The following is a 12,328-nucleotide window of genomic DNA, read 5'->3' as shown; positions in this document are numbered from 1 at the left end:
TCCTCATGGAGATGTTCGATATTTTCTTTTACATATGCTTCTGCAATTTCTTCAGAGATATCTTCACAATTATTCTCGAGAAGGATTGATGCGAAAGATTTGGATTGCATCATCTGCCTCGTCAACAATGCTTAGAATTTGGCTTGCATCAAGTGGTCCAGACTCTGCAATGTGTTGATCTTTATCGTAGGCAATTAATAAAATTTCATTGGAATTTATAAGAATTGGCTTATCCATAATTGCTCCTCCCTAACGCCTCTTGGCAATTGTTTGTGCGTGGTTTATGGAATACATTAGTACATTATGCACTAAAGATAGTCAAGTACATAATGTACTATTTTTTAAAAAAATAAAAAAATGACGAATCACGGCATAATTTAGAGAATCAAAATTTTGCTGTTTACTGATAAAAATCAAGCAAACTTACTTCAATCTGTTGATGGCAATCTAATCGATAACGTGAACAGAGAATCGTATTGTGTTTACATATCAAGAATAGTGCGCCGTACACGACCTATTATAGAGATAGCGCCTTCAAGTTTTGGAGCCTTTATTGTTTTGTCGTATGAAGCAGGCTGAAAAGGAGGATCATCATTAGGTCTGTATCGTTTATATGTCGCTTGTCCAGATTCATCTGCAATTACATAGCAGGCATTAGGCACAAGTTTTTTGTCTCGCATATTTACAAATATTATAGAATCTGGAGGGCTAATTTTATTCATAGATGCGCCATCTACACGTAAAGCAATCCATTCACCGGCAGGAAGATTAACAGCCTCTGTCATAGGATAATCTGAAAAATCCATTATCCCATCTTGCTCGCTTAGTTCTCCAGCGCTAATCCATGAAACGAGAGGAATACTTATATTGAGGTTAGGATTTTCTTGAGGAGACTCGCCATACAAAATCCACCCCGGATCTACATTAAATACTTGTCCATAGAGCTCGGCTATTTGGCGCGAAATACCACGATTTCCATTTTCGTGACTAATTAGGGTATTTTGATTAAGTGCTGGTATAGCGCGCGCAGCTTCGCTTGGTGTTGCATATCCAGCATTCTTACGCGCTATTTTAAGTCTGTCTTTTGGCAAATAAGTCATTTGTACATTATCCACTATTTTTTTAATTCATTGTGTACGATTTTATCTTGATTTAAAATTGTACGTAATGTACTGTTTGTGTCATGGTTAATGATTTTTATGTCAAAAGTTTGATTGAGTCTTGGGGATCTATACGCCAATTTGCAAAGGAAATTGGTTGTAGTTATGAGGCTGCGCGTAAAATGCGTGATCGCAATAGTATTTCTCCAAAATACTGGAATATAATTATTCAGTTGTCTAAAGCCAAAGGTCTATCTTGGGTTACACTAGATTGGTTCCTACATAATTATGGGAGTAAATCCCATAGAATTATTCGTCCAATGACAAAACGAAGAAAAGATACGCTTCATCTAGTGGAGAAAATTAGTACATCAAATGCATCACAAACAGTAATATCTTCTCATAGTGCTGCTCCTACAGATAATGATGAACATCAACAGCACCATTCACACTCTTAAACAGGCAAAAATAAAGAGATCAAATTAATAGATTACGCGTCACCATGCGCACGCATAAATACGCAACAGCCTTAAGGGGGGATTATGATCACTAATTTATATTTAATGAAAGAAGGGGGCGCGCATGTCTAATGCAATGCCATGGATAAGATTCCATTTGTATGACTGGATAAGTGGTACAGATGGAATGACGTTAGAGCAAAGGGGCGCTTATATGACGCTTCTCGTTCGCATGTACGATAAAAAAGCACCAATTAAAGAAGATTTTGAAACGCTTGCACGTGCTTGCAATTGTTCACAGAAAAAATTTGCAACTCTTGTCAAATACTTAATTAGGAATGATAAACTTGTTGAGACAGATAATGGATTGTGGAATACGCGCGTTGAAGAAGAGCTAAACGATTTTGCTGATAAAAAAGAGCACATATCGCAAGTTCGTAGTGAGGCTGGTAAAAAAGGTGCACAAGCAAAAAACAATATAAAACAACATATTAATAATTTTGCTGAAGCAAACGCTAAGCAAAATCAAGCTATAAAGAACCAGAATAAGAATATATATAAAAAAAATAAAACTAACGTTTTATTAAAAAAGAAACTGAATTTGAAGATTTAGAAACAAACGAACAGGTTGACGAACCAACAGAGGTTGCTGCTGTTGAGACCACATCAGAGCAAATCACAACATCATCAGACAACCAACCTCCCATTCACGAGCAAGAGAACATTTCCCAAAAAGCAAAACGAGCGAAAGCTAATCGCGGTTGTCGATTGCCTACGGATTTTGAACCCGATTACGATTTTGCAATCGAAGAGGGCTTGCCGGCAGAGCGTGTGAAAGTCGAAATCGCAAAGTTTCGAGATTATTGGCGTTCAAAAACCGGAGCAAATGCAACCAAAATCGATTGGCAAGCAACGTGGAGAAACTGGGTGCGAAAGGCTATCGAGGATTTAGAGAAAGGAAAAAACTATGGAAAAGGAAATGGATATCAAACAGGACAACAGCGTGGCAAAGCTTATCGAATTGCACAGTACATGTCCGATATCAAAAATTCAGATAGTGTGTACAAATTTTTATTCGAGGAGGACAACCGAACTACCATTCCTTTGGAAAACGGGGCAAAAACCATTGATTGCAGAAGCAGAGAGAGTTACCTCATTAGTCAATGAGGCGTTGAAAAAGCTTGGAAGAAAAGCCACTGAAGAAGAAATCCAAACAACGTATCTTGTTCTATCGAATGGTCTCAAAAGCCAATCACAAACAGACGAAAAAGCAACAGCGCTTGCGTATCTTTATGCTCTTGAAGGCATAAGCAGTTGGGCGTTGCAAACAGCAACAAAGAACGCTTTGAAAGGCAAAGCAGAGGGCTTAAACCCGACCTTTATGCCATCAACAGCAGATTTTTATCGTTATTGCGAAAATCTTGAAAGTGGCATTCGCTTGCAAGCTAATCGTCTTCTAAAGAATCTTGAAAAGCCTGAAATAAAGGCAACTGATCAAAAACCCCCAATACCATCAGAACGCATAGAAAAGCTTCAAAAAGAACTTGAAGAGGTTTTAAAAGGTATTGAAGGATAAACAGCAAAATAGTGAAAAGTGCTGATCATTTTATGATTAGGTATGTGTTTAAATCGATAAAAAGGTACCGTAGGAAATAAATATGTTTACAGATAAACAGCTAAGAGCCTTGTTTGGTATTATAATTTTTATATTTTTATGCTTTTTAGGAATTAAAAAAAAATCCCTATTTTATTCAAAGTATTTTGATATTTGCATCTTTTGGTTTGATAATAATAACAAATATTTTTGTAATTTTATGCAATTCTCATATTCCTTCTGAATTGCAGAGCAACCCAAAATACAAATGCGGAAATACAACAGGTTGGGTGAAACTAACACGTGATTTACAACAGTATATGCACCGACTTTTAAAGCTAATAAGTGTAGCGCTTGTCGTTTTAATTTTCCCAAGTAGTTATAAAGAAACGGTCTCTTTACCTATTATTTCTAAGTACGTGGAGCATACGCTTTCTTTTTCATTGGATACTGTACTTTGGTACTCAGATATTGCTCTTTGGTATTCCTTTTTAGTTTGTGTATTTTTCCTTATGTTACATACACGCAGTTTAATAAATATATCTATTTACACACTACAGTGCTCAGTTAAAAAGCCATAGTAAAATTTCCGAACGTTTATAGATAAAATCAACAAGAGCATAAAAAACTATCGTGGGCTGCTTGATTTTAAAGATGCCCTACTTGCTCTAAAGGTGAAATATGTGGGATTGGGCTGTTATGCCGAGCTTGCCACAAATCATGCTTTTGTTGCAATTTAAGCCAGAATTCCGCATCATTTAAACCCGCTTTTTCTAACCGTAAAGCTAAGTTAATGCTAATCGCCGCATGGCAGTTTAAGACGCGAGATAAAGTTAAACGTGCAACGCCAAGACGATTTGCAGCTTCTGTTACTGTTAACCCTAATTCATCAAGCAATTCTTCTTTCAAAATGCCGCCAGGGTGTGGAGGATTGTACATCATAATAATACCTCAAAACTCAATGGTAATCTTGATAATCAACCAGTTCAACGTCTGTCCCAATGAAACGAAAGGTAACACGCCAATTTCCATTGACACGCATTGACCAGTAACCTTTTAAATCGCCCGTAAGCGCATGTAGACGATACGATTTAAGAGTAACTTGTTCAGGCGCGGATATTGTATCTAAAATCACTAAAATGTTTGCTAATTTTTTAGCATGCGCGGGTTGTATGCCTTTGAAGACTCCTCTTTCAAAGAATAATTTCAACCCTTTATGCTTAAAACTAACGATTGCCATATATACCCTCTTGATACTTGATACTATACACCATGCATTTATGTCAATTGATTATTTATCAAAGAGCGCTTTAAGAGATAATTTTATATGTTAAAAAACAATAATATCCTTTTGAAATAATTGAAAAAATATGCAAATCATGCTAGGATTTTGTATGTATTAAAATACAAGTTTAAGGTAAAAAAACATGCTAAATAAAGTGATGTTAATCGGGCGTTTAGGTGCTGATCCCGAAAGCAAAACGATGAATTCTGGAGCAGAAATAGTCAATTTTAGTATAGCAACTTCTGAAAGCTATACGGATAAAAATACTCATCAAAAAGTAGAGAAAACTGAATGGCATTCAGTTGTGATTTTTAATCCACATTTGGCAAAAATTGCACTTCAATATCTAAACAAAGGTTCAAAAGTTTACGTAGAAGGAAAATTACAAACACGCAAATGGCAAGATAAAAATGGGCATGACCGTTACACAACAGAGATTGTTTTACCGCAATTCAAAGGCGAGTTGTATTTGCTTGATGCAAAGAAAGAGCAATCTGCCCCTTCTTCCGTTACTTCTCAAAATTATGCTATCGCTTCAGGTGCTGCTGATCATAGTGCATCTCTTAATGACAGCATACCATTTTGATTGATAAAATATAACAAAGAGAAACATGTGGGCTCCCACAGATTAGGGGATGTATGAAAAAGAAAGATGCTTACATTTCACAAGTGAAAGTACGTCAAGATCCTGTTAATCAATTGGCAATTGAAATGCGTGCTAAACGCTTTGGTTTGACTATTGAAGAGGCTAAAAATCCGCTTGCTGGTACTTATGTTGGGCGGCTTTGTTTGCAAGGTGTGCTTACTCAAGACCAGTATGATGCTGCGCAAAAATATCTTGAAGTGAAAAATGACTATTTGTGTGCAAAAGGTTTACCAAGCGCTGTTTATGATGAAATACCATCATCTTCTGATGACAAAGCAAGAGAAAAATGGGTTGAATTTGCAACAGAACAGTTTTCTAATATGCAAGAGGCGATAAAAGAAACACAACATCTCTATAGACAGTATAATCTTTATGCAGCTCTACAGTACCTCGTTATAGAAGACCAAACATTACCACATCTTGTGAATTCATTGCGGGTCGCTCTTAACGCGCTTCATAAATATTTTGACAGAAAAACTAAATGGTAAATGTTGTATGTTGTTTCTTTCGCTATGACGCGAAACGTTTTTCTGTACAATTCGTTATATTTGTATTACAGTGAATACAAATATGAGGATTGTGTTATGACGATATCTATTCGATTGCCAAGTGATCTCGAAACACGTTTGAATAATTTAGCTGCTAAGACAGGACGTACAAAGTCTTTTTATTTACGCGAGATTATTGAACGTGGAATAGAGGAAGCAGAGGATTATTATTTAGCCTCACAAGTGAGAGAGCGCGTTCGAAGGGGAGAGGGTACTTTTTATAGCTCTGAAGAGGTGAGGAAAGAGCTTGGCTTGGACGATTAGGTGTTAGAAAACTGACGCAAAGGCTGGACAGATATTTTCACAAAAGCGCATAATCGTGTTGGTTTATAACAAATATTCTACCAAATGCTCGTAGGATTTGTTGTAATGAAAATCTTTATTTTCGAAAATTGCCTCCTGCTTTTCGATATGAAATTGTTTGTATTCTTCCTTTATAGCTTTTTTCAGTGCATTCACCTTTTCTTCACCGAAGATAATTTGTAGTTTCTCTCTTGAATTTATTATATTTACGAGCATATCCCAATAGATAAATCTATTATAGCATTTTTTACTTGCTGATTTAATTTGTTCTATTGTTCCTAATTTGTAAGTTTTCTCAAATGTTGGAATATTTTCAGAAATGTATAGATTATAATTATCTTTTTCATTTATGAGTTCTTTATCTTTCTCTTTACACTCATTTACCTTCCATTTTACCTCTTCGGTATAACGGTCTTCATCTAAAGAAATATATCCTTCTGTAACAGTTTCAAGAAGACGCTTATAATGAATAAAAATTTCTCTTGCTATTCTATAGTCATCCGAAATGTCATACAACAATGTCAGTAAATATTTTTTTATCCCTACTAGGCATTCATACTTAGGAGGCAAATGCCATGATTTCAGTATTTCTTCTATCTCTTCGTATTCTGTATTTTTAGACATTTCATCCCAGTAGATGTCAAGCGATTTATCATTTTTATAAAACCCATGTAACGCTTGTTTTTCGTACTCGGCTATGATCATATCATCAACCACATATAACCACCAATGCAACAAAAACATTGTAGGTTTATGACATGTTTTTTCTGTAAGGGGATCTACGATTTTTTCAACAACTATCCCGTTTTTTTTCATGAGTCGCATTGTTTTTAGATAGCTTTTCTTAAAAGCTATGTGTTTCTTGAATACATTGATTTTTTCGCAATGCTCAGCAGAAGGTTCTGTTTCCAAAGCTTTCTTATAGAGAAACGGTATTTCTTTATATCCTTGAGTACAGATATCTTTTATGATGGGATGGTGATGTTCATAATCTTCACCTATCATTATGGGATCTTTTATTCTTAGTATATCCTTTTCCCACTGTCTAATTTCTTTATTCCATTGCTTAATCCATTTTTGCGATATTTTTTGAGCCTTCTTTAAAAGACTTCTATCCCATTTCGTAATTTGTTCTTTGTATATTTCTATTTCTCGATTTTTCTGTTCCTGAAGTAACTCGAATTGTTCTTCATAGTCATTTATTCTTAAATAGCTCCTAAAAGACAGTAAAGTTGCTATTATTAGTAATATGTTCACTGAGAATTCAAAATATAAAAACACATCGATTATTATGATTAATAAAATCGTATTTTCGAATCCTACATTCCAACCTTTCTCTCCTACCTTCGAAATGTGGTAGATCATATTTGCTGCTATTAATATTCCTCCTATGACTATAATTATTTCCATTATTCCCCCCACTTTTTGCTAATCAATAATTTAGTGCTTCCGTATAATTGATTCGTTGAGATGATACAATTGTGAGTGGTTGGTTGTTAAAGACACTAGATTTAGGTGAAAAAAATAAAAAATACACAATATAGTGATTTTTTTGTTGACAGGATATGAAAAATAGTGTTTTATAGCGCTGCTGTACTAGTCGAATTGCGTCTAGAATTACGGTAAAGGTATAACCTTTCTTATAAGTTTATATGATTGTTCAGAGCCCTGCTTTTGCGGGGTTTTTTTATTGTCTTGTTTACAAAAAGAAACACACATGAAAACCACTGAAAAACTTGCAAAAAGAACGCCCCCAAAGGCAGGTCAAGGGCGGGTAAAAGGCGTGCCAAATAAAACGACACGTATTTTGAAAGAAGCAGTGCTTAAGGCAGCAGAGCGCGCTGGTAAGAGATATGGTGATGATGGTTTGATCTCTTATCTCGAAAAACAGGCAATCAAATGCCCCGCTGCTTATTTGGCATTGTTGGGGAAGATTTTGCCTCTTCAAGTGACAGGGGAAGATGGGGGAGCTATTAAGATGATAACGCGTGTAGAAATCGCGCCTTTGGTCAATGACAACACGACAGATTAATATTGTTCCAAAGCTTATACCGATTTTTACAGGTAAGGCTTTGGTACGAGCGGCTTGGGGAGGAAGAGGGTCTGGAAAGACAAGATCATTTGCCTTGATGGCTGCTTTAAAAGGCTATCAATTTGGTAGGGAAGGGATATCAGGCACTATCCTTTGTGCACGGCAGTTTCAAAACTCGCTAGCAGAAAGTTCATTGGAGGAAATTAAACGTGCCATTGAAGCGCATGACTTTTTAAAGGACTATTACAAGGTTGGGGAATCTTCGATTAAGTCAATTGATGGTCGTATAGCCTTTCAGTTTTCTGGTCTTGACCGGAATATTGCAAGTATCAAATCCATGGGGCGTATTTTGCTGTGTTGGGTTGATGAGGCAGAGCCCGTTACAGAGACGGCTTGGCAAACGCTTATACCGACTTTGCGTGAAGAGGGAGAGGGGTGGAGAGCAGAGTTATGGGTGACATGGAACCCATTGCGAGAGAATGCCCCCGTTGAGAAGCGGTTTCGCTTTTCAGACAATGAGGCAATCAAGCGTGTTGAGATCAACTGGTCAGACAATCCGAAGTTTCCGAAGATCTTGAATGAAGCGCGATTGGATGATCTGAGAAACCGTCCAGAGACCTATAAGCATATCTGGGAAGGGGATTATCTGAAAGCGGTTCAAGGCGCTTATTATCAAAAGGAAATGTTGGCAGCCGAGCAAGAGGGGCGGATAGGGCGTGTTGCCCGTGACCCCTTGATGCAGGTACGCGCCTTTTGGGATATTGGGGGCACGGGTGCTAAGGCAGATGCCACAGCGATATGGATAGCGCAATTTGTTGGTAGAGAGATCAGAGTGCTTAATTATTATGAAGCACAGGGACAGCCGTTATCAGAGCATATAGGCTGGTTGCGTCAAAATGGTTATGAGAAAGCATTGATGGTTTTGCCCCATGATGGTGCGACCAGAGACCGTGTGCACAATGTGAGTTTTGAGAGTGCTTTAAATGATGCGGGTTTTGAAACGCAAGTGATCCCTAATCAAGGGGCAGGGGCGGTTAAGATGCGTATAGAGGCGGTGCGTCGTATTTTGCCGTCTGTTTGGTTCAATGAAGAGATGACGGTAGCAGGGCGCAAAGCACTGAATTGGTATCACGAGAAATGGGATGAGAAGCGCGGCATTGGTTTGGGTGCAGAGCATGATTGGTCCAGTCATGGGGCGGATGCCTTTGGTTTAATGTGCATTGTCTATGAAGCACCCAGTGTCAAACCCAAGCAAGAGCGTTATTGCACTATGGAAAGAGAAGCGGCATCATGGATGGCATTCTAGATCAAGACTTTCAAAAAACGACAATCCTTGATGAATATGAAATCTATAAGCGTTTAAAGTCTTGGTACGCAGAAGATATTGAACATGTTAATGAATGGCGTGAACAGGCGCGTGAAGATTTTGATTTTTATAATGGTCGTCAATGGGCAGAGGAAGATCTTGCGGTTTTAAAAGAGCAACGCCGTCCTGTCATGACTTTTAACCGCATTGCACCCCTTGTGAATGCTATTGTTGGGGCGGAGCGTAATAATAAGCGCGAAGTACAGTTTCAACCACGGCAAATGGGAGCAGCAATACCCAATGAATTGCTTACTGGAGCAGCAGAATGGTTTCGTGATGAGGCAGAGGCGGAATATGCCGATTCCGATGCTTTTCAGGATATGGTTATTTGCGGTATGGGCTGGACAGATACGCGGCTTGATTATGATACAGATCCCGAAGGGATACCCGCTGTTCAACGTTTAGATCCCTTAAAAATGGTTTGGGATGCCAATGCTGTAAGACCAAATCTCATTGACGCACAGCGTATGTGGTATGTTGATCGCAAATCCGTTGAGGATGCGAAAAGTCTTTTTCCTGATGTTGCTGTTGAAGATCTTAACGCCGATTGGGCTATCGATAGTACAACCGCTTCTGAGGATTCTCATGTGTCGCTTGATGCGTATCAAGATGACTCCAATGCGACTTCTCTCTCAGATCCGTATTCTGGGAAACGCTATGTTACGCTGGTTGAATGCCGTTGGTTTGAATATGAGACCACTTACAAGGCACCTGATCTTCAAACAGGTCAGATGCGCAACTATAGCAAACAGGAGTTTGAACAGCTTCAAAGGGTAATGCCACAACTAAAAGGGGTGTGTTTTAATAAAAAAGTGGTGAGACGCGCTTTTCTGGGACGACGTCTTTTAGCAAATCCCGATAAGCCATTAGCACCTGATGGGCAACTTGGGTGGGAGTGTATCACGGGCACGCTGGATAAGCTTAAAAACCAGTTTTACGGGATTGTTCGCCCCGCGAAAGACCCACAAAAATGGTCGAATAAATATTTTAGCCAAGTGATGTATATCCTTAATAGCCAGTCTAAGGGCGGCTTGATGGCAGAACGAGATGCTTTCGATGATGATCGCCAAGCCATGGAAAGCTGGGCGCGAACGGATACAATTACTTGGGTTAAAAATGGCGCGCTTACAGGAGGGAAAATTCAACCAAAGCCAAGTGCACAATTTCCCAATGGTTTTTTCCAGCTGTTTAATGAATCGCGTGAAGCGATAACGCATGTAACAGGGTTATCGGCTGAATTTATCGGAACACGGGAGGTCAACCAAGCCAATGTGTTGGAAAATACACGCCGGCAATCAACGCTTAATTTGCTTGCGGGGCTGTTTGATAATCTCAAGCTTTATCGGTGTAGGCAGGGAAAGATTATTCTTTATCTTATCCAGAATTATCTCTCTGATGGGCGTCTGGTACGTATTTCTGGACAAGAGAATGCCCAATATGTGCCGTTGACGCGTGAAGCTGTTACGACGCTTGAGTATGACATTATTGTTGATGATTCACCGACAAGCCCCAATGAAAAAGAGAAAACTTTTGCGGCAATTACGCAGATGTTGCCGTTGCTTGGTGGTTTCTTAACACCGGAGATGATTCCAGATCTTCTTAAGCTTTCACCACTCCCAGCAACATTGGTAGCAAGTTTAACCGCAAAAGCACAGCAAGCACAGCAAGCACAACAAGAACAACAGCAACAGCAGATGATGCAACAAAGCCAAGGGGCACAATTAACTCCAGAGCAACAAGCAAAGATTGCTGTTTTACAGCAGGAAGCGCAAGCAAAGAGCACACTCTATCAACTTGATGCGCAGCAGAAACAAGCGGCATTGCAGCAGAAAAATGTCGAACTTTTTTTAAAACAAGAACAAGCGCGCATGCAGCTTGAGTTGCAACAGGCAAAAAATGAGATAGCGCAGCGTGATTTAGAACGCAAAGCTTTACAGGCACAGTTGGAACACTATCGAGTTTTGACAAAAAATATAATAGCACGTTGAAGGGACAGAATATGGAAGAAGAGTTTACGCCTGAAGAACAAGCAATCTATGATGAACATTTTGCCAGTGATAATGTTGTTGAGTTGGTCGAGCCAGAACAAGTTGAGGAAGTTTTTGATGCAGAGGAAAGTTCTGAACAGCCAGCTGTAGAACCACTTCAAGAGCAACCAAATTCTGATGTAATAGAATCTGATAAACTAGAGCAGGAGCGGCAAGCACGCCAAAAGGCAGAACAAAGCGCCATTGAAGCGCGTGAATTGGCTATTGAACTTGCGCAAAAATATGCCGCAATGCAGGAAGAAATCACGCGCCGCCGTGAGGAAAATATTCCCTCCCTAGAAGACGACCCAAAAGCACATTTTGCATGGCTTAGTCATAAGGTACAAGAACAACAGAAATTGCTTGATGAGTTTTCTCATATGAGAGAGAGCCAAGAGCGCATGAGTCAAGAGGAATATGAACGCCAAAAGTTAGGGGATTATTTCGAGGAAGCCAAAGCGCAGGTACAAGATAAATATCCAGATTTAGACAGTATCACAGACTATCTCTATGAAAGAGCAGACAGTGTCTTACAAGCGCAAGCAAGCCTTTATCCGCAATGGAAAGACCCTCAGGCACGGCAACAACAAATTGGTGCTGAATTGCGCCAAATATGCCAGCAGTGTCAGAAAGCCGGTATAAACCCAATTGAGGTGCTGGTGCAAAAAGCAAAAGCTTTTGGCTATAGTGGAGCGCCCGTTAAGGACGAAGTAGGAGTTCTTCAAGAGCGCTCTCAAGCAGCGCGGACACTCACAGCGCGCGGCGGACAAGTTCCAACCGGCGGTATGGATGTGAGAACGCTCTTTTCCATGCCAGAAGCCGAATTTGCTGTATGGGTTGAGAAAAATCCCGAAAAATTTGAACAAATTATGAGCAGAGCGTGAGATGTGCGTGGTGACGCAACAGAGAGAACCAAGTGATTTTTATCGTTTGGTTATGCCGCAAGGCGAGTTTTAAAAACCAAGAAAG

13 protein-coding genes and 3 pseudogenes are annotated in these 12,328 nt (G+C 39.2%); 11 read left to right on the top strand and 5 right to left on the bottom strand.

Annotation, left to right across the window (positions count from 1 at the left end; translation table 11 throughout):
- Positions 1–237 (bottom strand): annotated as a pseudogene (locus tag ACFIKO_RS02010) (hypothetical protein); the annotation flags it as partial.
- A gap of 245 nt (positions 238–482) precedes the next feature.
- Positions 483–1,100 carry a S24 family peptidase gene (locus tag ACFIKO_RS02005; protein WP_273791002.1) on the bottom strand — a complete coding sequence of 206 codons (618 nt, stop codon included), beginning with the start codon at positions 1,098–1,100 and terminating at the stop codon, positions 483–485.
- Positions 1,101–1,183: 83 nt separating this feature from the next.
- Between ACFIKO_RS02005 and ACFIKO_RS02000 the strand changes: the two genes are divergently transcribed.
- The 4 genes and pseudogenes from ACFIKO_RS02000 (at position 1,184) to ACFIKO_RS01985 (ending at position 3,733) form a co-directional block, all read left to right on the top strand.
- Positions 1,184–1,558: a hypothetical protein gene (locus ACFIKO_RS02000; protein WP_375673155.1), complete on the top strand. Its 375-nt coding sequence runs from the start codon at positions 1,184–1,186 to the stop codon at positions 1,556–1,558.
- Between the two features lie 124 nt (positions 1,559–1,682).
- Positions 1,683–2,725, top strand: a pseudogene (locus tag ACFIKO_RS01995) (YdaU family protein).
- Positions 2,685–3,134, top strand: coding sequence for a hypothetical protein (locus ACFIKO_RS01990; protein WP_375673154.1), 450 nt, complete (start codon positions 2,685–2,687; stop codon positions 3,132–3,134). The pseudogene ACFIKO_RS01995 and the gene ACFIKO_RS01990 overlap by 41 nt, the downstream one beginning before the upstream one ends.
- Before the next feature lie 82 nt (positions 3,135–3,216).
- A pseudogene (locus tag ACFIKO_RS01985) lies at positions 3,217–3,733 on the top strand (hypothetical protein).
- Between the two features lie 67 nt (positions 3,734–3,800).
- Here the strand turns inward: ACFIKO_RS01985 and ACFIKO_RS01980 are convergent.
- Both ACFIKO_RS01980 and ACFIKO_RS01975 read right to left on the bottom strand, forming a co-directional pair.
- The gene (locus ACFIKO_RS01980) at positions 3,801–4,094 is read right to left on the bottom strand and encodes a HigA family addiction module antitoxin (protein WP_004856691.1); all 294 of its coding nucleotides are present in this window, start codon (positions 4,092–4,094) and stop codon (positions 3,801–3,803) included.
- 16 nt (positions 4,095–4,110) lie between these two features.
- Positions 4,111–4,392: a type II toxin-antitoxin system RelE/ParE family toxin gene (locus ACFIKO_RS01975; RefSeq protein ID WP_375656024.1), complete on the bottom strand. Its 282-nt coding sequence runs from the start codon at positions 4,390–4,392 to the stop codon at positions 4,111–4,113.
- A 187-nt stretch (positions 4,393–4,579) separates the two neighbouring features.
- Here ACFIKO_RS01975 and ssb point away from each other — a divergent pair, with 187 nt between their 5' ends.
- The 3 genes from ssb to ACFIKO_RS01960 all read left to right on the top strand — a co-directional run bounded on the left by ssb (position 4,580) and on the right by ACFIKO_RS01960 (position 5,895).
- On the top strand, positions 4,580–5,023 hold the full coding sequence (ssb, locus tag ACFIKO_RS01970) for a single-stranded DNA-binding protein (RefSeq protein WP_375673153.1): 444 nt from the start codon (positions 4,580–4,582) through the stop codon (positions 5,021–5,023).
- Between the two features lie 53 nt (positions 5,024–5,076).
- Positions 5,077–5,571, top strand: a complete 495-nt coding sequence (locus ACFIKO_RS01965) for a hypothetical protein (RefSeq protein ID WP_375673152.1) — start codon at positions 5,077–5,079, stop codon at positions 5,569–5,571.
- 96 nt (positions 5,572–5,667) lie between these two features.
- A complete protein-coding gene (locus tag ACFIKO_RS01960) occupies positions 5,668–5,895 on the top strand; it encodes a DUF6290 family protein (RefSeq protein ID WP_007346764.1) in 228 nt (75 codons plus the stop codon).
- Between the two features lie 63 nt (positions 5,896–5,958).
- On the opposite strand, the gene ACFIKO_RS01955 is transcribed toward ACFIKO_RS01960, so the two are convergent.
- Positions 5,959–7,344: a hypothetical protein gene (locus tag ACFIKO_RS01955; protein WP_375624263.1), complete on the bottom strand. Its 1,386-nt coding sequence runs from the start codon at positions 7,342–7,344 to the stop codon at positions 5,959–5,961.
- Between the two features lie 307 nt (positions 7,345–7,651).
- Between ACFIKO_RS01955 and ACFIKO_RS01950 the strand changes: the two genes are divergently transcribed.
- Genes ACFIKO_RS01950 through ACFIKO_RS01935 form a run of 4 tightly spaced genes read left to right on the top strand, consistent with a single transcriptional unit; the run spans position 7,652 to position 12,243 of the window.
- Entirely contained in the window at positions 7,652–7,966 is a 315-nt protein-coding gene (locus ACFIKO_RS01950) for a hypothetical protein (RefSeq protein ID WP_375620527.1), read from the top strand.
- Entirely contained in the window at positions 7,947–9,272 is a 1,326-nt protein-coding gene (locus tag ACFIKO_RS01945; RefSeq protein ID WP_375673151.1) for a PBSX family phage terminase large subunit, read from the top strand. The genes ACFIKO_RS01950 and ACFIKO_RS01945 overlap by 20 nt, the downstream gene beginning before the upstream one ends.
- Positions 9,257–11,320, top strand: a complete 2,064-nt coding sequence (locus ACFIKO_RS01940) for a portal protein (protein ID WP_375673150.1) — start codon at positions 9,257–9,259, stop codon at positions 11,318–11,320. The genes ACFIKO_RS01945 and ACFIKO_RS01940 overlap by 16 nt, the downstream gene beginning before the upstream one ends.
- Before the next feature lie 11 nt (positions 11,321–11,331).
- Positions 11,332–12,243, top strand: coding sequence for a hypothetical protein (locus ACFIKO_RS01935; RefSeq protein ID WP_375673149.1), 912 nt, complete (start codon positions 11,332–11,334; stop codon positions 12,241–12,243).
- Positions 12,244–12,328: the final 85 nt, after the last annotated feature.

Origin of the sequence: Bartonella sp. TS82HLJMH (assembly GCF_042193495.1) — a bacterium.
Taxonomy (GTDB): domain Bacteria; phylum Pseudomonadota; class Alphaproteobacteria; order Rhizobiales; family Rhizobiaceae; genus Bartonella; species Bartonella grahamii.
This window is presented reverse-complemented; position numbering and strand designations above follow the sequence as displayed.